Origin of the sequence: Acidovorax sp., assembly GCF_046339755.1 — a bacterium.
Classification (GTDB): domain Bacteria; phylum Pseudomonadota; class Gammaproteobacteria; order Burkholderiales; family Burkholderiaceae_C; genus Acidovorax.
Genome location: NZ_JBKDTZ010000245.1, coordinates 1 through 21,868 on the forward strand (window position 1 = coordinate 1; position 21,868 = coordinate 21,868).

The 21,868-nt window shown below is 68.5% G+C and carries 18 protein-coding genes and 1 pseudogene; 10 read left to right on the plus strand and 9 right to left on the minus strand.

Annotation, left to right across the window (positions count from 1 at the left end; translation table 11 throughout):
* Together ACK59X_RS21480 and ACK59X_RS21485 are read right to left on the minus strand one after the other, a co-directional pair.
* Positions 1 to 113: pseudogene (locus tag ACK59X_RS21480) on the minus strand (5-dehydro-4-deoxyglucarate dehydratase); the annotation flags it as partial.
* A gap of 249 nt (positions 114 to 362) precedes the next feature.
* A complete protein-coding gene (locus ACK59X_RS21485) occupies positions 363 to 1,331 on the minus strand; it encodes a molybdopterin-binding oxidoreductase (protein WP_409960414.1) in 969 nt (322 codons plus the stop codon).
* Positions 1,332 to 1,546: 215 nt separating this feature from the next.
* Here ACK59X_RS21485 and ACK59X_RS21490 point away from each other — a divergent pair, with 215 nt between their 5' ends.
* Positions 1,547 to 2,233, plus strand: coding sequence for a Crp/Fnr family transcriptional regulator (locus ACK59X_RS21490; RefSeq protein WP_409960415.1), 687 nt, complete (start codon positions 1,547 to 1,549; stop codon positions 2,231 to 2,233).
* A 4-nt stretch (positions 2,234 to 2,237) separates the two neighbouring features.
* Here ACK59X_RS21490 and ACK59X_RS21495 read toward each other — a convergent pair whose 3' ends face one another.
* The 3 genes from ACK59X_RS21495 to ACK59X_RS21505 all read right to left on the minus strand — a co-directional run bounded on the left by ACK59X_RS21495 (position 2,238) and on the right by ACK59X_RS21505 (position 5,998).
* Positions 2,238 to 3,926, minus strand: a complete 1,689-nt coding sequence (locus ACK59X_RS21495) for an acyl-CoA synthetase (protein WP_409960416.1) — start codon at positions 3,924 to 3,926, stop codon at positions 2,238 to 2,240.
* 25 nt (positions 3,927 to 3,951) lie between these two features.
* The gene (locus ACK59X_RS21500) at positions 3,952 to 4,725 is read right to left on the minus strand and encodes a nitroreductase (protein ID WP_409960417.1); all 774 of its coding nucleotides are present in this window, start codon (positions 4,723 to 4,725) and stop codon (positions 3,952 to 3,954) included.
* A gap of 76 nt (positions 4,726 to 4,801) precedes the next feature.
* Positions 4,802 to 5,998: a calcium:proton antiporter gene (locus ACK59X_RS21505; protein WP_409960418.1), complete on the minus strand. Its 1,197-nt coding sequence runs from the start codon at positions 5,996 to 5,998 to the stop codon at positions 4,802 to 4,804.
* A 250-nt stretch (positions 5,999 to 6,248) separates the two neighbouring features.
* Here ACK59X_RS21505 and ACK59X_RS21510 point away from each other — a divergent pair, with 250 nt between their 5' ends.
* The 4 genes from ACK59X_RS21510 to ACK59X_RS21525 are packed head-to-tail and all read left to right on the plus strand — an operon-like array spanning position 6,249 to position 11,517.
* Entirely contained in the window at positions 6,249 to 9,527 is a 3,279-nt protein-coding gene (locus ACK59X_RS21510; protein ID WP_409960419.1) for a diguanylate cyclase domain-containing protein, read from the plus strand.
* 58 nt (positions 9,528 to 9,585) lie between these two features.
* Complete coding sequence (locus ACK59X_RS21515) at positions 9,586 to 10,395, plus strand: hypothetical protein (RefSeq protein WP_409960420.1); 810 nt, start codon at positions 9,586 to 9,588, stop codon at positions 10,393 to 10,395.
* Positions 10,392 to 10,841, plus strand: a complete 450-nt coding sequence (locus ACK59X_RS21520; protein WP_409960421.1) for a hypothetical protein — start codon at positions 10,392 to 10,394, stop codon at positions 10,839 to 10,841. The genes ACK59X_RS21515 and ACK59X_RS21520 overlap by 4 nt, the downstream gene beginning before the upstream one ends.
* Before the next feature lie 34 nt (positions 10,842 to 10,875).
* The gene (locus ACK59X_RS21525; RefSeq protein WP_409960422.1) at positions 10,876 to 11,517 is read left to right on the plus strand and encodes a VOC family protein; all 642 of its coding nucleotides are present in this window, start codon (positions 10,876 to 10,878) and stop codon (positions 11,515 to 11,517) included.
* A 107-nt stretch (positions 11,518 to 11,624) separates the two neighbouring features.
* On the opposite strand, the gene ACK59X_RS21530 is transcribed toward ACK59X_RS21525, so the two are convergent.
* A complete protein-coding gene (locus ACK59X_RS21530; RefSeq protein WP_409960423.1) occupies positions 11,625 to 12,614 on the minus strand; it encodes a sodium-dependent bicarbonate transport family permease in 990 nt (329 codons plus the stop codon).
* A gap of 73 nt (positions 12,615 to 12,687) precedes the next feature.
* Here ACK59X_RS21530 and ACK59X_RS21535 point away from each other — a divergent pair, with 73 nt between their 5' ends.
* Together ACK59X_RS21535 and ACK59X_RS21540 are read left to right on the plus strand one after the other, a co-directional pair.
* Positions 12,688 to 13,593 carry a LysR family transcriptional regulator gene (locus ACK59X_RS21535; RefSeq protein WP_409960424.1) on the plus strand — a complete coding sequence of 302 codons (906 nt, stop codon included), beginning with the start codon at positions 12,688 to 12,690 and terminating at the stop codon, positions 13,591 to 13,593.
* 111 nt (positions 13,594 to 13,704) lie between these two features.
* On the plus strand, positions 13,705 to 14,838 hold the full coding sequence (locus ACK59X_RS21540) for a GntR family transcriptional regulator (RefSeq protein WP_409960425.1): 1,134 nt from the start codon (positions 13,705 to 13,707) through the stop codon (positions 14,836 to 14,838).
* Here the strand turns inward: ACK59X_RS21540 and ACK59X_RS21545 are convergent, their stop codons facing one another.
* Positions 14,839 to 16,179, minus strand: a complete 1,341-nt coding sequence (locus ACK59X_RS21545) for an adenylosuccinate lyase family protein (protein WP_409960426.1) — start codon at positions 16,177 to 16,179, stop codon at positions 14,839 to 14,841. It abuts the gene before it with no gap.
* A gap of 215 nt (positions 16,180 to 16,394) precedes the next feature.
* Between ACK59X_RS21545 and ACK59X_RS21550 the strand changes: the two genes are divergently transcribed.
* Both ACK59X_RS21550 and ACK59X_RS21555 read left to right on the plus strand, forming a co-directional pair.
* Positions 16,395 to 17,426: a porin gene (locus ACK59X_RS21550; RefSeq protein WP_409960427.1), complete on the plus strand. Its 1,032-nt coding sequence runs from the start codon at positions 16,395 to 16,397 to the stop codon at positions 17,424 to 17,426.
* Between the two features lie 14 nt (positions 17,427 to 17,440).
* Positions 17,441 to 18,415, plus strand: a complete 975-nt coding sequence (locus tag ACK59X_RS21555) for a Bug family tripartite tricarboxylate transporter substrate binding protein (protein ID WP_409960428.1) — start codon at positions 17,441 to 17,443, stop codon at positions 18,413 to 18,415.
* A gap of 277 nt (positions 18,416 to 18,692) precedes the next feature.
* Here the strand turns inward: ACK59X_RS21555 and ACK59X_RS21560 are convergent, their stop codons facing one another.
* A complete protein-coding gene (locus ACK59X_RS21560; protein ID WP_409960429.1) occupies positions 18,693 to 19,283 on the minus strand; it encodes a hypothetical protein in 591 nt (196 codons plus the stop codon).
* A 684-nt stretch (positions 19,284 to 19,967) separates the two neighbouring features.
* On the opposite strand from ACK59X_RS21560, the gene ACK59X_RS21565 reads away from it, so the two are divergent.
* The gene (locus ACK59X_RS21565) at positions 19,968 to 21,158 is read left to right on the plus strand and encodes an MFS transporter (protein WP_409960430.1); all 1,191 of its coding nucleotides are present in this window, start codon (positions 19,968 to 19,970) and stop codon (positions 21,156 to 21,158) included.
* Positions 21,159 to 21,177: 19 nt separating this feature from the next.
* Here ACK59X_RS21565 and ACK59X_RS21570 read toward each other — a convergent pair.
* Positions 21,178 to 21,868, minus strand: a 691-nt coding sequence (locus ACK59X_RS21570; RefSeq protein WP_409960431.1) for an aminotransferase class I/II-fold pyridoxal phosphate-dependent enzyme, incomplete at its 5' end; no start/stop codon positions are given.

Consider the following 21,868-nt stretch of genomic DNA (forward strand, 5'->3'; position numbering starts at 1 on the left):
TCGAGGCGGGCCGCATAGCCCTTGGCGTTGAAGTTGCCCTGCTCGTCGAAGTCGGTGACGGGGAAGGACAGCAGGCCGGAGCCCATGATGGATTTGAGGTCTTGCGGGGTCATGGTGGTGGACGGTGGAAGTGCGGCAGTCAGGTGAACAGGTCGTACAAGTTGGCAGTGCTGCGATGGAAGGGCTTGCGGGCTCCCCTGGCGAAGCGCCAGCCTGATTTCCTACGGTTTCAAAGCCATCGCGAACGCCTCGAATGGGTGAATGTTAACGTTAACATTCACGCAAACCATAGGGAAAACACTTAGTTGTGCGATATCTTTGCAGGTGGTGAATGCGCCCCGGTCAGGCCTGGGGCAGTCCGGTCAGGGCGCCGCGGGTGCCGCCGCGAACACTTCGATGGCCTCCAGCGCCGACACCGAACGGCCGGCCTTGCCATCGCCTTCCACAACCACCCGAGCAAGGCCGCGCGCCAGGGGCTGGCCGTCGAGCAGGTAGGCGATCAGCACGCGCCGGTTGCCCAGTTCGGGGCTCATCTCGGCCAGCGACACCAGGGCCTGGTAGCCATCGGCCCCCGTAGCCACCAGGTACATGGCCTGCACGTTGGCGCCGCTGTCGCCATCGGCCTCCAGGGCGGCCGAGGTGTGCAGCAGGCTCCACAGGTCCACACCGGTGTAGCGGCGCCCGCCCACCTCGTGCGTGACGGCGGGCAGCGCGCGCAGGGCGGCCGCGTCCAGATTCAAGGTGTTCTTCACCGCGCCCAGCACCTGCACGGCCTGGGGGGCTGCCACGCCGCTGCCCGCGCCCACGGAGCCCGAGGATCGCACCTCCAGCCGCGTGAGCCCGGCCACGTAGCGGCTGCCCAGCACGTCGCCCGGCGCGGTAAAGCGCAGCCCTGCCGCAGCATCGCCCTCCCCTGCCCCGTGCTCGGCATAGGCAATGATGCTGCCCTTGTTGCCGAAGTCCGGGTGCAGCTCGCCCACCGAGAACACGGCGCTGTAGCCACCAGCACCGCTGGCCAGCACATAGCGGCCCAGGGGTGCAACGCGCTGCGCATGCGGGTCTGCAGCCGCCTTTGCCTGCTGGGCGCAGGCCTGCAGCAGCGGCCATGCCGCAGCACCGGTGTAGCTGCGCACCTGTGGCCCCGTGCCGTCCTTGAAGCCGACTTTCTGCTCCACCACCGCCAGCCGGCGCGGCTCGGCGATGGACTCGGTGGCCGTGGGTTCCACGGCGCACACCATCTGCACCCGGGTGGGGTCGCCGGCCTGGGTGGCACAGCCCTGCAGCAACAGCAGCGCGGACAGTGGGGCGCAGAGCACGGACTTCAGGGTCATTGGCAGGGTGCGCGGGCTGGGCATGAGGGAGCTTCCGTCCATGGTCTGGTGATGGGCCCATTCTGGCACCGCCAAAGGAACAAAGCCGGGCGGTAGCACCTGTTTACGATCAGGCCGAAGACCGCCTGCAGCGGCGCGGCCTTTCCGGTCTTTTCCCCATTGGCGCAGGCCGCGATCTCCCGCAGAATTCTGCGGTCCGCCTCCTGCAACACACCATGACCGCAGCCCCTCTCGACCTCTTCCTCGCCCAGTCGCCCTGGATGTCCAGCCTCACCGCCGAGGAGGCCGCGCGCGTGCGCAAGACGATCACGGTGCGCAGCTACCCGGCGGGCGGTGCGGTGTTCGCGCGCAGCACGCCCACGGCGCATTGGGCCGGGGTGATGCAAGGCATGCTCAAGCTGGACAACATCACCGCCGAAGGCCGCACCAGCACGTTTGCGGGCGTGCCCTCGGGCGCCTGGTTCGGAGAGGGCTCGGTGCTCAAGGACGAGCCCCGCCCCTATGCAGTGACGGCGCTGACCGACAGCGTGGTGGCGCTGCTGCCGCGCAGCGAGTTTTTGCGGCTGCTGCACGAGAGCCATCCGTTTGCGCTGTGGCTGATCGGCCAGCTCAACGCGCGCCTGGCCCATTACGTGGCGCAGGTACAGACCGATAGACTGGGCGACACCACGGCGCAGGTGGCCTACAGCCTGTCGGGTCTGTTCAACGATGCGCTGTTTCCCAACACCGCGCGGCGCATCACGCTGTCGCAGGAGGAGTTGGGGCGCCTGTCGGGCGTGTCGCGCCAGGTGGCCAACCGGGCGCTGCAGGAGCTGCAGGACCGGGGCGCGATCCGCCTGGGCTATGGCTCCATCGAGGTGATCGACCTCAAGGTGCTGCAGGCGATTGCCCGCGAAGGCTGAACCCTCAGCCTGCGGGCTCGGTCTGAATCTGCGCGAGCCGTGTGATGGCCTCGCGGCTGCCGGCGATCTCGCGCAGGCGGAAATTCTGGATCTTGCCGGTGGCCGTTTTTGGCAAGGCCTCGAAGACGACTTGGCGCGGGCACTTGAAGCGCGCCAGATGGCTGCGGCAGAAGTCGATCAGCTCCTCGGCGCTCACGCTTCCCACGGCATCGGGCTTGAGCTCCACGAAGGCGCAGGGCACCTCGCCCCAGCGCTCGTCGGGCTGGGCCACCACGGCGGCCAGCAGCACGGCGGGGTGGCGGTGCAGCACGTCTTCCACCTCCACCGAGGAGATGTTCTCGCCGCCCGAGATGATCACGTCCTTGGAGCGGTCGGTGATCTGCACATAGCCATCAGGGTGCAGCACCGCGATGTCGCCGGTGTGGAACCAGCCGCCGGCAAAGGCCTTGGCCGTGGCGCCGGAGTTCTTGAGGTAGCCCTTCATCACCGTGTTGCCGCGGACCATGATCTCGCCGGCTGTCACGCCATCGGCCGGCACGGGCTGCAGCGTGTCGGGGTCGAGCACGCGCAGGTGCTCCAGCGCAGCAGCGCGCACGCCCTGGCGCGCCTGCAACTGTGCGCGCCCGGCTTCGGGCAGCGTCGCCCAACCGGGCTGGCGCACGCAGCTCACCGGCGTGCCCGAGACTTCGGTGATGCCGTAGACATGGTCCACGTCGAAGCCCATGGCGGCAATCGCCTGCAGGATGGCGGCGGGCGGCGGCGCGCCCGCCGTGCGCACCCGCACCGGACGCGGCAGCGCGATGCGCTCGTGCGCCGGCGCATTCGCCAGCATGGCCAGCACCGTGGGCGCGGCGCAGAAATGGTCCACGCCGTGCTCGGCAATCGCCTCGAAGATGGCCTTGGCCGTGACCTTGCGCAGGCACACATGCGTGCCCGCCGCCGCCGTGATGGCCCAGGTGAAGCACCAGCCGTTGGCGTGGAACATGGGCAGCGTCCACAGGTAGACGGGCTTGCGCGGCATGGCCCAGTCGGTCAGCTGCAGCAGGCTCATCAGGTACGCCCCGCGGTGGCTGGGCACCACGCCCTTGGGGTCGCCGGTGGTGCCCGAGGTGTAGTTCAGCGCGATGGGGTCCCACTCGTCCTCGGGCCACCGGCCTTCGAAAGCCGGGTCGCCCTCGGCCAGCAGGGCTTCGTAGTCGATTGCACCGAAGGCCGGCTGCGCGGGCAGGCCCGCATCGTGGATGGCGACCACCAGCGGCGACTGGTCCAGGCCCGCAACGGCCTTGTCCGCCAGCGCCGCGAACTCGCTGTCCACCAGCAGCACGCGCGCCTCGCCATGGCGAAGGATGAAGGTGATGCCTTCGGCATCGAGCCGGCAGTTGATGGCATTGATGACCGCACCGCACAGGGGGATGCCCAGGTGCGCCTCCAGCATCGCCGGGGTGTTGGGCGCGAGAATGGCCACGGTGTCGCCGCGTTGCACACCGCGCCTGGCCAGGGCGCTGGCCAGGCGGTAGGCGCGCTCGCGCGTCTGTGCCCAGGTCTGCGCCATCCGCGCATGCACCACGGCAATGCCTTCGGGGTGCACCTGTGCGCTGCGGTCCAGAAAACCCAGCGGCGTGAGCGGCAGGTGGTTGGCGGGGGTGCGCTCAAGGCCGTGCTGGTAAGGGCTGCGGTGGGGGGTGTGGCTCATGCTTGTCTCCATTTTTTTGCTGCGGTCATGCGTGGTAGGTGGTGAACGACTCGACGCTCTCGCGCTGCGTCACCAGCGTGTTCTCGATGCCCGCCGGATCGGCGTAGCCCAGGCTCATGCCGCAGACCACCATCTCGGTATCGGGAATGCCGAGCTCGGCGGCAATGACCCAGTGGAATTTGGTGAACGCCACCTGCGGGCAGGTATCGAGCCCACGCGCGCGGGCCGCCACCATCACGCTCTGCAGGAACATGCCGTAGTCCATCAGGCTGCCGGCCTGCATCACCCGGTTCACCGTGAAGATCAGCCCCACGGGCGCATCGAAGAAGCGGTAGTTGCGGCCGTGCTGGGCGTGCATGCGCGCCTTGTCGCCCTTGGCGATGCCGAGCAGCCCATACAGGTCCCAGCCCACCTTGCGGCGCCGCTCCACATAGGGCGAAACCCAGTCGAGCGGGTAGTAGTGGTAGGGCTCGGTGAGGGCCGCCGCCGCATCGCCATCGTTGTCGATGGCGGCGATGGCGGCGCTCAGCCGCTCCTTGGCGCTGCCCGTGAGCACGTGCACACGCCAGGGCTGGGTGTTCATGCCCGAGGCCGCATGGCGCGCCACATCGAGGATGGCATGCACCTCGCCCGGTCCCACCGGCGTGGGCAGAAAGGCGCGGATGCTGCGCCGCGAGACGATGGCCCAGTCCACCGCCTGGCGCAGCGGCTGGGCGGCGACGGGCGCGGCGCCGGGCGCGCGGTCAGGGTGCGGGATGGAGGGGTCGGTTACGGTCGTGGGCGGGGGTGAACAGGTCATGGCGGCATGCTAGGCATGGCGGCTGCGCATGACTGTCGATGCGATGACATTCCGGGAAATCCCGGCCCCTGCCGCCTCAGGGAAGAAAAAGCACCAGCCCGAACACGACGAACAGCGTGAGGTGCATCAGCCCCTGGATCGGCGAGGTGCGCTGCCCGTTGAAGCTGAGAATGGACAGTGCAACCGTCAGCACCAGCAACACCACCTCGGTGCCTGACAGGCCCATGGCCATGCGTTGGCCCGTGGCCACGCCGATGAGCAGCACGGCGGGCACCGTGAGGCCCACGGTGGAGACAAAGGCGCCCAGGCAGAGGTTGACGGCACGCTGCATTTCGTTGCCCATGGCGGCGCGCACGGCAGTGATGGATTCGGGCGTGAAGACGATGATGGCGATGAGCACTCCGCCCACGGCGGCAGGCGCGCCAGCGGCGGCGATGCCGTAGTCCGTGACGATGGCCAGGTAATGCGCCAGCAGCACGATGGGCAGGACCAGCGCCAGCAGCACCAGCGAGCGCACAAGCACGGCGCGCCGGCCGGCGCCCGGCTGGGCCTCGTGCTTGCGCGTTACCGGCGCCGAAGCCGGCACGGCAATGCTACCGGCAGCGGGCTGGATGAAGCAGCGCCGGTGGCTGCGCATCTGCAGCCACAGAAAGCCCGCGTAGAGGCAGGCGGTGATGGCCGCCATGCCCAGCGCCTGGGGTGTGGAAAACGCGCCCGCCCCGCCCAGGTGGTTGGGCAGCACCAGCGCCGTGCCGGTGAGCAGCGCGATCATGCCCAGGTAGGCCGTGGCACCCTGGGCGTTGTACTCCTGGTCGCCGTGGCGCGCCGCGCCGGCCACCAGGCAGATGCCGATCACCAGGTTCATGATGATCATCATCACCGCGAAGATGGAGTCGCGGCCGATGGCCGACGAATCGCCCGGGCCGAGCAGCACCGACGCGATCAGGATCCCCTCGATGGAGACGATGGACAACGTGAGCACCAGCGTGCCATAGGGCTCCCCGAGCTGCTGCGCGAGGTGGTCCGCCTCGTGCACCACCCCGAAGGATGCCGCGAGGATGGTGGCGAACAGCAGCACGAAGGCGCCGGCCGCCACGCCCGGGCCCAGCGGCGCCGCGAGCCAGGCGCTGCCGAATGCAATGAAGAGCCCGGCCACCAGCCAGGCGCCGGCCAGTAATGCCCAGGTGGCGGGCGCCACCAGGCGCAGCTGGCCAGGGTGAGCCGGATGCGCTACAGCGCCATGGGGAGTTTTGCGAAGGTTCGGCTTGGGCATGTCGTCCCACTGCAGGAAAACAAGGGCCGTCCCCCGGGTGTCGGTACACGGCCGAAGTCGTCCACAGCCTGGCTGGCGCAGGGCGCGCGAGCCCCTCCATGCTACCACCGTGCAGCGCAGGATGCAGGCCGCAGGCTTGGCGTGTGCCCCGCCGGCGGCCCGCGCGCAACGCACATGTGGGGGTTTGTCCTGTCTGGCGCAATCGCGGCCCCAGTCGTAACATGTTGTCACAAGACACGAGGGCAATCCAATGGCCCACATGGTGCGCGACCGGCATGCAACCACCTCCCTGGCACTGGGGGCGTTGGGAACCGCTTTTGCCTTCGTTCTGGTGCTGCGCTCAGCCTTCCCGCACCTGGCCCTGGGCAAGGGCATCGCCGACACGCTGGAGCCCGGCATCCACGCCGCGCTGATCCTGCTGCTCCTGGGCGCCGCCCTGTGCCTGCGCGCTTTTCCCGACACCCACCGGCCGGCCCAGGCGGCTGCCTCGCTGCTGGCGCTGGCGGCCGGCCTGTACAGCGTGCTGGCCCTGTGGCGCGCGCTGGCGGGACACGATGCGGCGGCCGACCTGCCCGGCTTCATCACCGGCAGCAGCTTGCGCGCCCCAGGCGCCCACAGCCTCTCGCCCAATGGAGGCGTGGCCTTCATCGCGGGTGCTGCCGCCCTGTGGTGCGCGGCCCCCCTGCGCCGCACCCGGCAGCGGCGCGCCGGCCTGCTGGCGCTGGCGCTGCTGGCGGCGGTGGCCACGCTGGGGCTGGCCGGCCACCTGATGGGGCTGGAGCTGCTGTACCGCGTGGCCTCGCACAACCAGGTGCGGCTGAGCACGGCCGTGGCGCTGCTGGTGCTGGCTGCGGGCATCTGGCAGCTGCGCGACACGGCTGCCATCGACCGGACACGCGATCCGCAGTGGCTGGAGCGGCGCATCACCTTCCGCGCCATCACCGCGCTCACGCTGGTGGCCGTGGGCGGGGGCATCGCGGGCTTTGTCGCGATGCGCGAGACCTTCGAGAAGTCTGTGCTGCAGGCCATGGAGCAGTCCGCCCGCACCTATGCGCTGGCGCTCGACGATGCGCTGCGCAGCAGCCTGGCACTGTCGGCCGCCGTGGGCGACCGCCATGCGGTGGCCCAGGCCATGGAGCGCCTCCATGCCGAGCCCCGCGATGCCCAGGCCAGGGAGCAGCTGGAGCGGCTGATCCCCGGCTTCCTGGTGGGGAGCGTGGACGGCGTGCGCTTTCTCGACGCGCGCGGGCACCTGCTGGGCGCGGCCGGGCTGTTCCTGGGCGACAGTGCGCGTTCCATCGAATCGCTGGATGTGGACGGACTGCAGCACGCCGAACTGCGCTGGAACGCAGGCCATGTGCTGCGCACCGTGGTACCCATGCGCCAGGGCGGCACGGTGGTGGGCCAGGTGGTCTTGGAGCAGAAGCTCAGGCTGTTCGACAGCCTGATGGACCAGATGCGCCGCTCCACCGAGTCGGCCGACGCCGTGATCTGCCGCCGCCGCGCCGAGCTTGCCGCCTGCGCGCCGAGCCGGCTCTACGCCGCGCCCTTCACCGTGCCGCTGTGGACGGCGGCGGGCAAGCCCAGCCTGCCCATCAGCCTGGCGCTGCTGGGCCAGAGCGGGGTGAACTACGCCCGCGACCTGCGCGGCGTGCCGGTGGTGGCCGGTTACGGGCCTATCGGCAGCTACGGCCTGGGCCTGGTGCTCAAGACCGACGTCACCACGCTGTACGCGCCGCTGCGCGGGCAACTGCACCTGATCGCGCTGTCGGTGCTGGGGCTGGTGGCCGCCGGCACCTGGGCGCTGCGCGGGCGCGTGCGGCCCTTGCTGGCCACACTGGTGCAGGAACAGCAGCGCACCGCCAACATCCTGAACACGGCGGGCGACGCCTTCATCGCTATCGGGGCCGATGGCCGCGTGACCGACTGGAACCCCGAGGCCGCGCGCATGTTCGGCTGGAGCGCCGCCGAGGCCATCGGCCGGGATCTGGTGCAGTTGCTGGCGCCGCGCATCCCCCCGCACTCTCCGCTCACGGACTACACCCATCTGTTGGACCTGGGCCGCAGCCTGGCAGCGGGGCGCCCCACCGAGCTGCTGGGCCGCCACCGCAATGGCAGCGAGGTGCCGGTGGAGATGATGATGGCGGTGCAGTCCACCGCCAGCGGCCCCGTGGCCAACGCCTTCCTGCGCGACATCCGTGCGCGCCGCGAGGCCGAGCAGCGCCTGGCCCGCAGCGAGCAACGCCTGCGCGACGTGCTGTGCAACCTGCCGGCCGTGGTCTGCCATTTCGATGCCCGCCAGCGCTGCCTCTTCGCCAACGACTACGCGCTGCAGTCGCGCGGGCTCATCGCCCACCCGCAGGTCGGCCTGTACGCCCAGGAACTGCTGGGCGACGTGCAGTACGCGCTGCACCTGCCCTACCTGCTGGAGGCGCTGGCCGGCCGGCGCACGCAGTTCGAGGGCTGCGTGGACCACGAGGGCACGCCCCGGCACCTGCAAAGCCACCTGATCCCCGAGTTCGATGCCGGCGATGGCGAGGGCAGCACCGGGCCGGCGGTGGTGGGCTTTTACCTGATGTCCTTCGACGTCACCGACGTGAAGGAGCTGCAACTGCGCCACGAGCGCACCGAGCGGCGGCTGCGCGCCATTGCCGACAACCTGCCGGTGATGATCACCTACATCGACCGCGCCCACCGGCTGCAGTTCCTGAACCACACCTTCGAGGAGTGGACAGGTCTTCCCATCGAACAGGCCCTGGGCAAGCCCCTGCCCGAGGTGATCGGCCCGGCCCTGTACGCCCAACGCGCCGACCCGCTGCGCCGCGCCCTGTCGGGCCAGCGCGTGCAGTTCGAGGTCGAATCCGAGACCCTTGGCAAACGCCGCATCCTGCAGACCGACTACATCCCGGACATGCAGGCCGTGGGCGAGGTGCTGGGCATCTATACGCTGACCACCGACGTGACCGCCATCCGCCAGTCCGAGCGCCGCATGAAGGAACTGGCCATGACCGACACCCTGACCGGCCTGGCCAACCGGCGCCAGTTCGACATCCACCTGGCCGCCGCCCTGCAGGCCAGCCAGGTCTCAGGCACCGGCATGGCGCTGATGTTCCTGGACATTGACCACTTCAAGGCCATCAACGACACCTGGGGCCACGCCGCCGGGGACGCGGCCCTGGTCACCATGGCCAAGCGGCTGCAAGAGGCCGTGCGCAGCACGGACTTCCCGGCGCGCATCGCCGGCGACGAATTCGCCGTCGTGCTGCCCCACCTGTCGTCGTGCGACGAGGCCCGGACCGTGGCCGACAAGGTGCTGCAGGCCATCCGCGAACCCATGCCGCTGCGGCAGCAACACAACATGCCCCGGCAGATGACCACCAGCGTGGGCGTGGCCTACCTGGCCCCCGGCGACGAGCCCGTGCGCCCCACCGACCTTCTTTTGGCCGCCGACCGCGCCCTGTACGCGGCCAAGCACGGCGGGCGCAACGCCTGCGCGGTGCATCTGGTGGATCTGCGGGAGCTGGGGTGAGGGGACGCATCGCGATAATGGGCATGTCGCTCCGAGATGACCCTCAATCCAGAAACCCATGCGCCCTGGCTGGAACCCTGTCCGAAGAAACCGGAACATCGGCACGCCTGCCCAGGGCCACGGGGAGGACAACCGGCTGACTATCCCGGAGTCGTTGCACGACCGCAGCGTCTTCTACGAGCGCCTGGGTGCGTGCGCCACCTTCACGCAGCAGGTCAACGGCCACTACCTCCGATTTTTTGTGGAGCCTACCCGGACTGGCTGGTTCCACCCCTGCTCTGTCGAGGACGCGATGGAGATCCTTTCCCAGGTCCCCGCAGCAGACCTCGCGATCCTTGACTTCATCGTGATGCGCCAGCCCACGCGCAAGCAACGCATTCTGCGACCCGTGTGGGGGCGCGCGGTGTTCCAGTTCGAACTGGCACCCCATGCCGGCAGCGCCATCGTGCTCGAAGCGCAGCCCCTCGCACCCACCCTCTGGCGCAATTCACTAACGCCCGAAGACCGGCGCGAACTCGACCGGCTGCAGGCCGATGGCCACAAGGTCCACAAGACCCGGCGCACGATAGAGATCCGGCCCACGCCCGCCGCCCTGCGCAACACGGTGCTTTACCGCACGCTGCTGCACGAGCTGGGCCACCATGTGGACTACAGGCGCTTTTCCGCGGACGAGTGGGACAGTCGCCCATCCCCGGAAAAGGAAGACTATGCACACCGCTATGCAAGCGAGCACGGTGCAAGGCTCCGGCAGGCAGGTGCGGTTCCGTTCGATCCGCAGTCAGACGCCGAGCTGCGGCAGGCGCATGGGTTGAGGGATGAGTGGTTCTGCGCCTTGACGGACGCGACGAATATCCGAGGATTGCAGTGAACGGCCCCACCATCTACGACGCCGACAGCCAGCCCCACGCGCTGCAGTGGCGCGCACTGGACGGCAAAGAACGTATACGCGCCGTGGTGCATTTTCACGTGCAATGCGGCATCGCAGTGCCACACCTCAAGTGGCACGCGCTGATGCATGTCAACATCGAGAACATGCTCCTGCCTGCACGCAGCCCAATGTCCCGCGCCCTGCAACGGCTGCAAGACCAAGGTGTTGGCCGACACGACGCCATCCACACTTTTGCGGCGGTCACGCTCGCCCATCCGGTGGACGACCTCATGGGAGACACTCGGCTGTCTCCACGCGAACGGCAGCTGGCTTTCAACAGTGCCATCGATGCGCTCACCCGTGCGCAATGCCACAGCTATGTGGACAAGGCCCGGAAAATTTTCAATCTTGGCTTGTCATTCGATCGAGCCCGTGCGAACGCCTGACGCGCTCCATCGGCCACACCAGCCGACAAAGCCCATGCTCACCCTCGACCACCTGACCATCATCGCGCCCTCGCTCGAAGAAGGCGTGGCCCATGTGCGCGATTGCCTGGACATCGACATGCCCTCTGGCCGCAAGCACCCCGACATGGGCACGCACAACCACGTGCTGCGGCTGGGCGACGATGTGTACCTCGAAGTCATCGCCATCGACCTCACCGCGCCCGCCCCGACGCAGGCGCGCTGGTTCGGGCTCGATGACAGGGACTCAGTGCGGGCGGCCTGGGACAGTGGCCACCGCCTGCGCGGCTGGGTGGCACGCACGCAGCAGATCGACGCGGTGCTGGCGCAGCACGGGCACCTGCTGGGCCGCAAGACCCAGCTGTCTGCCGGGGCCGCCCCGCCCTACTCCTTTGCCATTCCGCCCGGGGGCACGCTGCCGCTCGCAGGTGTGGCCCCCTCGGTGATCGACCGGGGCCAGCGCCCGCCACCGATCGCAGCCATGCCGGACCTGGGGGCGCGGCTTGCCAGCTTCACCCTCGAGCACCCTGACCCCTACAGCGTCGAGGCGCTGTATGCAGCGCTTGACGCAAAGCACGCGCCGCAGGTGCAAAAGGGAGATGCCGTCCGCTACCGGGCAGACATCCGGACGCCTGTCGGAATGAAGACCTTGTACTGATCAGCACCACACCCCATCAGCTTGGGATGGCAGGTGCGTCCATCCAAGGACATGCCCATAGCCTGTTCAAAATCCTTTTGTATCTTGAGAGGAATGCTGCTCGGGTACTACACCATGAAACTGGCCATCCATTGGTACAGCGGAATGCCCACCAGCAGGTTGAAAGGGAACGTGATGCCCAGCGACAGCCCGATGTAGACGGCGGGGCGGGCTTCCGGGACCGCATGCCGAAGCACGGCGGGCACGGCGATGTAGGAAGCGCTGGCCGCCAGCACGGCGAGCAGGGTGGCGTCATCGGCCGCCAGCCCTGCCACCCGCGCGAGTGCCAGCGCCAAAATGGCATGCACCACCGGCCCCAGCACCGCGTAGGCAAAGAGAGACGGGGCCAGCGAGCGCAAGCCCGCCATCTGGCGCGCAGTCAGCAGGCCCATGTCCAGGAGGAAAAAGGCCAGCAAGCCTTTGAACAGGTCGCCGGTGAAAGGCTGCATCGCCTTCGCCCCGGCGGGGCCCGATACCAGGCCCACCAGCAGGGCGCCCACCAGCAGCACCGTGCCGCCGTCCGTGAGGGCTTCGCGCAGCACGCCCGCCAGGCGCGGCTGCGCATGGCCGATCGCCATCGCCGCGGCGCCAGAGCCCCCAGACGCCATGCCCTGGGTGCGGGCCCACTGCGCCCCCACCAATGCCAGCACGATGGCCGGCGACTCCATCAAGGCCATGGCTGCAGCCATGTACCCGCCGCCGGGGTTGCCCTGGGACTCCAGGATGTGCGCGGCGGTCACGAAGGTCACGGCACTCACGCTGCCGTAGGTTGCCGCCACGCTGATGGCGTCCAGCGGAGGCAGCGCACGCTTGAGAAACTGCCAGTCCAGCAAAGGGATGAGGATGGCCAGCAGCACGGCGCACCCGAGGGCCGCCACGACAGCCGCCGTCACCCCGGTCTGGCCCAGCGCGAAGCCGCCCTTCAGGCCCAGGGCCATCAACAGGTACAGCGAGAGAAATCGGGACAGGGGTGGTGGCACTTCCAGATTGGAGCGCAGCAACCCGGCGGCAACGCCGAGCACGAAAAACAGGATGGCGGGGTCCAGAAGAATGTCCATGGCGGCGAATGGTATGGACAATGGGCAATCGAGGAAAATCAATAGTATCGATACGACCCATAGATGAAACTCTATGCATGCCACCTTTCGACAACTGCGCCTTCTGGTGGCCTTGGCCGACACCGGGTCCATCACCGGCGCGGCACGCGCATGCCATGTGACCCAGCCCACCGTGTCCATGCAGATCAAGGAGCTGGCCGATGCCGTGGGCATGCCATTGCATGAGCAGATTGGCCGGGCCCTGTACCTGACACCTGCCGGCGAGGCTGTTGCGGAAAGCGCGCGCGCCATGGTGGCGGAGTGGGAGGCGCTGGAGCAGCGCATCGCGGGCCTGAAGGGCCTGCGGCAGGGGCGGCTGCGGGTTGCGCTGGCCAGCACGGCCAAGTACTTCATTCCGCGCATGCTGGGCCCCTTTTGCGCCAGGCACCCTGAGGTGGACATCGAGCTGCAGGTGCTGAACCGCGATGGCGTGGTGCAGCGCATGCGCGCCAACCAGGACGATCTCTACATCCTGTCCCTGCCTCCAGACGACCTGCCGCATGAGCGGCTGGCATTGCTGGACAACCCGCTGGTCCCGATCGCCGCGCTGGGCCATCCCTTGGCGGGCGCCTCCCGCGTGCGTGCCGCGCGGCTGCAGCAAGAGCCCTTCATCCTGCGCGAGCGGGGGTCAGGCACGCGACTGGCTGGCGACGCGCATTTCGCGCGCCTGGGGCTGCACCCTCGCGTGCGGCTGGAGCTCGGCAGCAATGAGGCCGTCAAGCAGGCGGTCGCTGCGGGCATGGGGCTGGGCCTGGTGTCCCGGCACGCCCTGGCCGGCCAGCCATCGACAGAAGGGCTTGCCGTGCTGAAGGCGAACCGCTTTCCTGTGCCCTCGTCCTGGTCGGTGCTGTGGCTCCAAGGCAAACGCCTGTCGCCGGTGGCCAGCGCATTTCTGGAACACCTGCAGGAGCTGGCAACCCAGTGGGAGGTGCATTCCTGAGGGGCCCTCGCCTCGCGAGAGGCGTTGGAGCGCCACATGCAGGCGACAGTATCAGACCCTGCACCCTCGCTGTTCAGTTCAATTCAATTTTCGGTGTATTGTATTGAGACCATGCGCAGCAGTTCCCCACCCGACCTCGAACAATTCCTCGACCAGCTTGCGCACGAGGCCAGCCCAGGGGACCGGCTACCCACCATCCGCGAACTCATGAAGCGCTTTGGCGCCTCGCAGATGCTGGTGCAGCGGGCCTTCCAGGGCCTCAAGGACAAGGGGCTGATCGATTCGCAGGTGGGCCGAGGCACTTATTTCCGAGGTGCAGGATCACGGATACCGGCGGCAACGGTGCTTGGCGATACCGAGCGGGCCAAGGCCTCTGCGACCGGCGCCACAGCATCCACCAGCGTTAAATCGGTGCTGCTGCTGCGCCGCTCCATCAGCATTGCGCGCGGGCGCATGCTGGTCGAGGGCCTGCAGCGCCGCTTGGCGGACGAGGGGCACCGGGTGCTGGAGCTGTCGTACACCGACCCGGACCACGCGCTCACGGTGCTCAAGGGGCTGCCGCGCTTCGACTCCTGCGTGGTGCAGTCCACTTTCAAGGCCATCCCCATCGCGCTGCTGGCCGCGCTGCGCGACAAGTGCGATGTGCTGGCGGTCGATGGCACGGCGCTGGTGGGCGCCGACGTAGAGGCCGTGGGCACCGAGTGGGGTGAGCCGCTGGCCGCAGCCATTGCGCAGCTGGTGCAGCAGGGGCACCGGCGCATCGCCTATGCCAGCACCTCGCACCCCTTTCTGGCCACGCAACTCGGGCAGCGGCGCTTCGAATACCTGCAGGGCACCTTGCCCGGCGTGGAGCTGCAGGCCATCACCCTCGGCATGCTGCCGCACGAGGACTACACCACCCGGCTGGTGCAGCAGTTGCAGGCCAGCGCTGGCAGCGATGGCGCCCTGCCCTTCACTGCCCTGGTGGCCTGGGGCATAGAAGACGGCGCACTCTTCCAACGCCTGCTGGCCCAGGCCGGCATTGCCGTACCCGCGCAGCTCAGTGTGGTGCTGCTAGGCCGCACCGACCTGGCCAACGAGCATGCGGATTTCTTCGACGTGGTGGGTTGCAGCGTGGCTGACCAGGTCGACGCGCTGCACCACGCGATCACCGCGCGCTGGGCCGATGCCGACACGCCCTATGGCGTACACCTCACGCCGGTGTTGCGGCGCGCGGGGGCATCGGTGGCGCCACCGGCGGCGTAGCTACCCGCCGGGTACCACGCGCGCCACGGTCTGCACCGTGAGAGCGGCCGATTCGCCCACATAGGCCGCTGCATCCAGCGCCTGCAGCAGGTCAGGCGGCAGTTCACTGCCATCGAACGGGGGCAGCGCGCGGATCGCGTCGACGAAAGGTACGCCCTCGGACTGCGCGCGCTGCGCCGCCGCATAGAGCAGGCGGTGCGCCTCGTGCCGGCCCATGGTGCGGGTCAGCCGCATCATCACCGCTTCGGACGCGATCAAGCCCTGCGTCAGCGCGAGGTTGCGGCCCATGGCCTGTTCATCCACCACCAGGCCGCAGGCCAGGCGCGCCAGCGTCTCGGCCACCGAGGTGGCGATGATGGCGATCTCGGGCAGCAGGGTGTCGGCCACGTTTGTGGCCGATGAGTCGCCCTCGTCCATGCGCACCATGGTCTCCATCGCGGCCTCTGTGCGCGTGCGCAGCATGCGCGCCAGGCTCACCAGCAGCAGCGCGGTCGATGGGTTGCGCTTTTGCGCCATGGTGGAGCTGCCCACCTTGCCGATGTGGAAGGCCTCGGCCACCTCGCCGATCTCGGTGCGCTGCATGAAGACCACGTCCTGCGCGATCTTCTGCGCCGTGCCGGCCAGCAGGCCCAGCGCGGCCAGGTAGTCGCCCACCCGGTCGTAGGACGAGCGCAGCGGCAGGGCCGCCGGCAGCAGGCCCAGCTGCGCGGCCAGCCGTGCCTGCACCGCAGGCCCCAGCGGCCCGGTGGCGGCAAAGGTGCCGATGGCCCCGCCCATGCTGGCCGGGAAGGAGGTGGCCAGCCGCTCCGCCAGGCGCTGGCGGCTGCGGCCGAGCTCGTCCACCCAGCCCGCGAGCTTGAAGCCCAGCGTCATCGGCAGCGCATGCTGGCCATGCGTGCGCCCGGCCATGGGCGTAGCCCGGTGCGCCAGGGCCAGCGCGGCCAGCGCAGCGATGGCGCCATCCAGGTGGCCCGCCAGCAATGCGTGCGTGCGCTGCATCTGCAGCGCGCTGGCCGTGTCGAAGATGTTCTGCGTGGTCGCCCCCCAGTGGATGTAGCCGGCCGCCGGCTCGCCGCACAGCTGCTCGAAGCGGTGCAGCACCGGCACCAGCGGGTGCTGGGCAAAGGCAATCGCCTCGGCCAGTTGCGGCAGGTCGAACAGCTCGGCGCGTGCGTGGGCGGAGATCACCGGCGCCACCTCGGCCGGTATCACGCCCAGCTCGGCCTGCGCGCGGGCCAGCGCGGCCTCCACATCCAGCCAGGCCTGCAGGGTGGCGCCATCGCTCCACAGGGCCTTGGCCTCGGCATTGAACCAGTGGCCTGTGATGAAGGATTCGAACATTCCGACCGCCATGTGTGCTCCGTTCATACAACCTAGGGTATGTACCTGGATTGCATTTGTATTGCATTGGTTTGCCTGTGAAGCGACTCGGACGCATATGCCATCTTGGTCTCCCCTCCGCATCGATTGAATTGCATTGTATTGCACAATTCAAATTCAATACATACAATTTGCGCGTCAGCTACAAAGCCCATCCAATAGGAGACAGAACCACCATGACGCGGCATTTCCCCGCAGGCACTCCCGCCTGCACTTCCACCTCCCTTGCCCTGCTGCTGGCCCTGGCCGGCCTGGGCGCCAGCGCCCCGGCGCAGGCGCAGTCCTCGCTCACCATCTACGGCATCGTCGACCAGGGCCTGGCACGCGCCAACGGCGGCACCACGCCGGGCGCGCTGCTGCCCGGCCGCGGCGTGACGCCGCTGGTGGGGACCCTCAAGGCCGGCAACACCTCGCGCCTGGGATTTGCGGCACGCGAGGACATGGGCGGCGGCCTGTACTCGCGCTTTCAGCTGGAGCACCGCTTCGCCGCCGACACCGGCGCACCCAGCAACGCCAGCGTGTACTGGCTGGGCCGCTCGTTGGTGGCCGTGGGCAGCAAGGACTGGGGCGAGGTGTATGCCGGCCGCGAATACTCGGCCGCCTACACCGTAGCGCTGAACGCCGACCCGACCTACTGGAGCTATGTGAGCCAGCTCGGCTCGGCCTACACCTACGCCAACTACACGCCGGTGGCCGCCACGGTGGAAGCCTCCAATATCCGCTGGGCCAATACCGTGGGCTACAAGTCGCCCACCATCGCGGGCGTGAGCGCCGAGATCGCCGCCGCCCTGGGCGAGGGCACGCGCAGCAACGCCACCTCGGGCAACCTGCAGTACAAGAACGGGCCGGTATGGGTGGGTGCGGCGTTCGACCGGCTCGATTCCAGCACCCACATGGAGCTGTTGGCGGGCGGCTACGATTTCGGCGTGGTGCAGGCCAAGGCCAGCATCAGCCGCGCCAAGGGCGGGCTCAATGGCGATGCCACGGCCTACAGCGTCTCGGCCCTGGTGCCCCTGAGCTTTGGCCGCACCTACCTCATGTATGGCAGCCTCAAGCCCGCCACCAACCTCGATTCGCAGATGATCGGCCTGGGCCTGCAATACGACCTGAGCAAGCGCACTTTGCTCTACACCAACCTGGGCACCGCCAAGCGCGACGGGCTCACCCGCACCACGGCGATCGATTTCGGCGTGAAGCACACGTTCTGACCAGGAGGCATGCCATGCAACGCAGACACCTCCTTACCCAGATGACCGCAGCCGCGGCGTGCGCGGCGGCCCCAGGCCTGGTGCACGCCCAGGGCGACAAGCCTATCTCCCTGATCGTGGGCTACTCGGCCGGCGGCAGCGCCGACCTGGTGGCGCGCATCGTGGGCACCGAACTGGGCAAGCGCCTGGCGCGCACCGTGATCATCGAGAACGTGGCGGGCGCCAGCGGCATGCTGGCCGCGCAGCGCGTGCTGGGCGGCCCCACCGACGGCAGCCTGCTCTACATGGGCGGCACCGACACGGTGGTGGTGCCCATGGTCAACCCCAAGGTCAAGCTCGACTGGGAGAACGACCTCGTGCCCGTGGGCCGGATGAGCACCGTGCCCATGGTCTTCGCCGTGCCCAAGGCCGCGCCGTACACCGGCCTGGCCGACCTGATCGGGGCGCTGCGCAAGGGCGGCAAGGACAGCATCAACTTCGCCACGCCGGGCATCGGCACCATGCAGCACCTGTACGGCGCGCTCATCAACAAGCAGGCAAGGGTATCGATGCTGCACGTGCCCTACCGCGGCGGCACGCACATCACCAACGACCTGGTGGGTGGCCAGGTGGACAGCGCCATGCTGGTGCTTTCCACGGCCATGCCCTTCCTGAAGGACGGCAAGATCAAGGCCCTGTCGGTCTCCGACACCGTGCGTGTGCCCCAGTTGCCGGACGTGAAGCGCATCGGCGAGGAAGACGGCTTCAACGGCATGGCCCTGCCGCTGTGGCAAGGCCTGTTCCTCAAGGCCGGCACGCACGCCGCAACCGTGGCCGCGTACGACAAGGCCCTGAAGGAGACGCTGGCCCAGCCCGAGCTGCGCCAGAAGCTGCTGGACGCCGGCATCACCGTGGCGCCCCTGGGCGGCCCCGAGTTCAAGGCCTTCATCAAGCCGCAGGCGGCGCTGTACCGGGACATCGTGACCACATCGAAGATCACGATGGAGTGACCGCGGCGCAGCAAGGCCGCGGACCGTTTGCGCAAGGCACCGCCTGTTGGCGGCGATGTAGAAGTAAGCCACTTCTGACCCGTGTGCCTACGACCCCGTGAACCACGCGAGTGGCTCTTTACCCACACGCCTGTTGGGTGCGGGGGCGGAACTAGTGGCGCAGTCGAAGGTCGGCGCGGTGGCTCACTCCGGTCTCGGCGGCAGCAAGCCTGACCGTCGGCATCCGTCTGGTCCAGCCCAAGGCGCGATCAATCAGCCTTCGCGGAAGGCGGTTGCCTCAACCCGGTGTCTGCCCCGACTTGGTAGACGCAGCGGACTTCACCAGCCGCGCGATCTCACCACCGCACGCGCTGAAATTGCTGGCGTATTCCTCGGGGTTGTCGAACATCACCTGGGCTTGCATCAGGCGGTCGAGTTCCTGTTTCGCGTAGACCAGGATGCCCGCGCTGTTGCCGCCCGAGGTCCAGGGATAGTCCAGCTCGCGGAACTGGCGCGCGATGTCGCGGTGAATGCGCACATGCGTCTGCTCGTGTTTCATCACGTGCGCATAGGCACAGCTGCCCGGCGGGAGCTCGCTGGCCACGCGCAGCACCGGTTTGATGTAATCCAGCCGCACGACGACGCCCTGGCAACTGGTCTGCGGCATCACCGCCAGCTTGGTCTCGACAACGACGTGGCCGAGTTGCGTACCGCTGCGGCCGGCGCCCGCGCCGATCTTCGTCAGTTCGGCGGCGGGTTTGGTGTTGTCCACCTCCGGGTCGGCGAACCAAGCCGCACTGAAACGCACCGCCCTGTCGCAGGGAGGCAGGTTGGCGGACTGCGCCTGGAAGCAGGCGCCGGCCAGCAGCAGAGCGAGGAGGCTTTTCATCGTAACCTTCTAATTATCGGCAAGACGCGCTCGTCCTGAAGCGGTGGCCGCAAAGCGGCTAGCCTGACGGAGGCGCACGAGCATGCCCGGCGCCGGCTGGTCGCCGGTTGGCGTTTTTCACGAACATGGCGTAGAACATGGTAAAAGGCGTTCTCCATGCATTCCGCCGCAGGCTTACTCTTGAGCAAGCTCTTCGCTTTGCGGATCAATTGCCGCCTGCGTGCGGTACGAGGCCTCTTCCATCGAAGGCTGGAGACCTGGCAATCAAGTTTGCACCGTCGGCACTCGGACCGAGATGCTGAGCGAAGTCCGATCACTGCGATCGCGAACACAACTTCTCCCCGGACAACGCCATTGAATCCGTTGGCCTCGCACTATTCGCCGTGCTCCCTTCGGATGCCTTCGCTCGTGCGTTGGACGCACTGCCGCTCGAACTGCGCGAGCTTTGGAGCGGAGTTGGTACGTCCGCATGGAATCTGCCGGCTTCGTCGCGCGAGGCCCAACCATCCGCTCGACCGGACAGCCTGCGGCCAAAGAAGCAGACCAGGAATCACCAACGGGCTATCTGGGTGTCGGCCTGTGTGCCTGCGCCCCAAGCCCGCGCACTGCACAATCCCCTGCATGCCACCGCAGCATTCCTCTGCCACGCTCCCTTCATCATCACGCTCACGACCCCTCTGGCTCATGCTCCTGGTTCTGCTGTCGGGCTTTGCGCTCAGCCAGGCCTACCGCACCACCGCCTCCATCGTGGCCCAGGGGCTGCAGGCGGATTTTGGCCTGGGGGCCTCGTCGCTGGGCGCATTCGCCGGGTTGTTCGGCCTGTCGTTCGGCATCGCGCAGTTGCTTATGGGCATTGGCCTGGACCGCTATGGCCTGCGCCGCACGGTGCTCGCGGCCGCGCCGCTGGGCATCGCGGGCGCCGCCTTGTCGGCGATGGCGCCCAGTTATGGCTGGCTGATGGCCGGGCAGGTGCTGATCGGGGTCGGTTACTCACCGGCGTTCGTGGCGTGCACGCTGTTCATTGCACGGTATTTTTCGGTCGAGCGGTTTGCCTTCTACTCGGGCGTGAGCATGGGTGTCGGCAGCCTGGGCCTGATCTTCACCGGCACGCCGCTGGCCTGGGTGGTGCAGCACTGGGGATGGCGCACGGGTTTCGGCCTGCTCGCCGTGCTGAGCGCGCTGTCGTGGCTGCTGATCCTAGTGCTGGTGCATGAGCCCGTGGTCCCTGACGCAGCGCCCACCCCCCAGGAAAGCTGGGGCCAGTCGCTGGCGCGCTTTGCCGAGCTGCTCACCGTCCCGCACACCTGGGGCATCGTGGTGCTGGGCATGTCGTGCTATGCCGCGTTCCTTACGCTGCGCGGCCTGTGGCTGGGGCCTTTGCTGACCGAGCGTTTTGGCTTCTCGCTGCTGGACAGCGGCAATGTGGCGCTGGCGCTGTCGTTGATCGTGGTCTTCACCCCGGCTGCATTCGGGCGCATGGACCCGGGCATCCACCGGCGCCGCGCCTGGATCGGCAACGCCTCGCTGCTGATGGCCAGCCTGTTCGCGCTGCTGGCCTTTTTGCACCACGGTGCCGGCACCGTGGCGCTTATTTTTCTGATGGGGCTGCTGTCCGGCTATGGCGTGCTGCAGTACAGCGACGCACGCGCCTCCTATCCGGCCGAGATGACCGGGCGCGCATTGTCGCTGTACACCATGTCCATGTTCCTGGGCGTGGCCCTGATGCAATCGGTGACCGGCGTGGTGGCGGCCTGGGCCGGGGCGTGGGGCATCGAGCCTTACCGGATGGTGTGCCTGGCGATTGCGGCGTGGCTGGCGCTGGCTTCGCTGGCCTTCCGGCTCCTGCCGATATCTCCGCTGATCCAGCAACGCTGAACCCGCTCAAGGCGGCGGTTCAGCCCCGCACCACGCCCGCCAGCTTTTTCTCCAGCGGCTCCATGGCCTCTACCGGCACGTGCGCAGAGCCGAGCAGAAAGCCGCGCCAGAGCGGGGCGCGCAGGCCCACGGCGTGCAGGCTCAGGGCCGGGGCCATGATGCCGTGCTGCGCCATGAGGCGCGCGCTCAGCGCCACGTCGTCGGCCGCGCCGTCGTGCAGGCGCAGCGCCAGGTGCATGCCGGCCGTGCCGCCGTGCACGCTGGCCACGCCGCCCAGGTGCTGCGCCAGCGCCGCCACCAGCGCATCGCGGCGCTGGCGGTACCGGCGGCGCAAGCGCCGCAGGTGCAGGGCGAACTGGCCGCCTACGATGAATTCGGCCAGTGCGCGCTGCTCTGCCGTGCGCCCGCGCGGTGCGGCCCGGTCCAGCAGCAGCGCCAGCGCGGGGGCCAGGGCTGTGGGCACCACCATGAAGCCGATGCGCAGGCCCGGGAACATGGTCTTGCTGAAGGTGCCCAGGTAGAGCACGGGCGCATCGGGCGCCAGGCCCTGCATGCAGGCCAGGGGCGGGCCGTCGTGGCGGAAATTGCTGTCGTAGTCGTCTTCGATCACCAGGGCGCCGGCCTGGCGCGCCCCGTCGATCAGCGCCAGGCGCCGCGCCAGGCTCAGCACGCTGCCCACCGGGTACTGGTGCGAGGGTGTGGTGTAGACC

Excerpts from the sequence above, each read along its gene's own strand:
- ACK59X_RS21555 (WP_409960428.1), top strand. The coding sequence starts at position 17,441 with ATGCAACGCAGACACCTCCTTACCCAGATGACCGCAGCCGCGGCGTGC.
- ACK59X_RS21545 (WP_409960426.1), bottom strand. The coding sequence starts at position 16,179 with ATGTTCGAATCCTTCATCACAGGCCACTGGTTCAATGCCGAGGCCAAG.
- ACK59X_RS21550 (WP_409960427.1), top strand. The coding sequence starts at position 16,395 with ATGACGCGGCATTTCCCCGCAGGCACTCCCGCCTGCACTTCCACCTCC.
- ACK59X_RS21490 (WP_409960415.1), top strand. The coding sequence starts at position 1,547 with ATGACCGCAGCCCCTCTCGACCTCTTCCTCGCCCAGTCGCCCTGGATG.
- ACK59X_RS21540 (WP_409960425.1), top strand. The coding sequence starts at position 13,705 with ATGCGCAGCAGTTCCCCACCCGACCTCGAACAATTCCTCGACCAGCTT.
- ACK59X_RS21565 (WP_409960430.1), top strand. The coding sequence starts at position 19,968 with ATGCTCCTGGTTCTGCTGTCGGGCTTTGCGCTCAGCCAGGCCTACCGC.
- ACK59X_RS21495 (WP_409960416.1), bottom strand. The coding sequence starts at position 3,926 with ATGAGCCACACCCCCCACCGCAGCCCTTACCAGCACGGCCTTGAGCGC.
- ACK59X_RS21530 (WP_409960423.1), bottom strand. The coding sequence starts at position 12,614 with ATGGACATTCTTCTGGACCCCGCCATCCTGTTTTTCGTGCTCGGCGTT.
- ACK59X_RS21560 (WP_409960429.1), bottom strand. The coding sequence starts at position 19,283 with ATGAAAAGCCTCCTCGCTCTGCTGCTGGCCGGCGCCTGCTTCCAGGCG.
- ACK59X_RS21535 (WP_409960424.1), top strand. The coding sequence starts at position 12,688 with ATGCATGCCACCTTTCGACAACTGCGCCTTCTGGTGGCCTTGGCCGAC.
- ACK59X_RS21515 (WP_409960420.1), top strand. The coding sequence starts at position 9,586 with ATGCGCCCTGGCTGGAACCCTGTCCGAAGAAACCGGAACATCGGCACG.
- ACK59X_RS21485 (WP_409960414.1), bottom strand. The coding sequence starts at position 1,331 with ATGACCCTGAAGTCCGTGCTCTGCGCCCCACTGTCCGCGCTGCTGTTG.
- ACK59X_RS21505 (WP_409960418.1), bottom strand. The coding sequence starts at position 5,998 with ATGCCCAAGCCGAACCTTCGCAAAACTCCCCATGGCGCTGTAGCGCAT.
- ACK59X_RS21510 (WP_409960419.1), top strand. The coding sequence starts at position 6,249 with ATGGCCCACATGGTGCGCGACCGGCATGCAACCACCTCCCTGGCACTG.
- ACK59X_RS21525 (WP_409960422.1), top strand. The coding sequence starts at position 10,876 with ATGCTCACCCTCGACCACCTGACCATCATCGCGCCCTCGCTCGAAGAA.
- ACK59X_RS21500 (WP_409960417.1), bottom strand. The coding sequence starts at position 4,725 with ATGACCTGTTCACCCCCGCCCACGACCGTAACCGACCCCTCCATCCCG.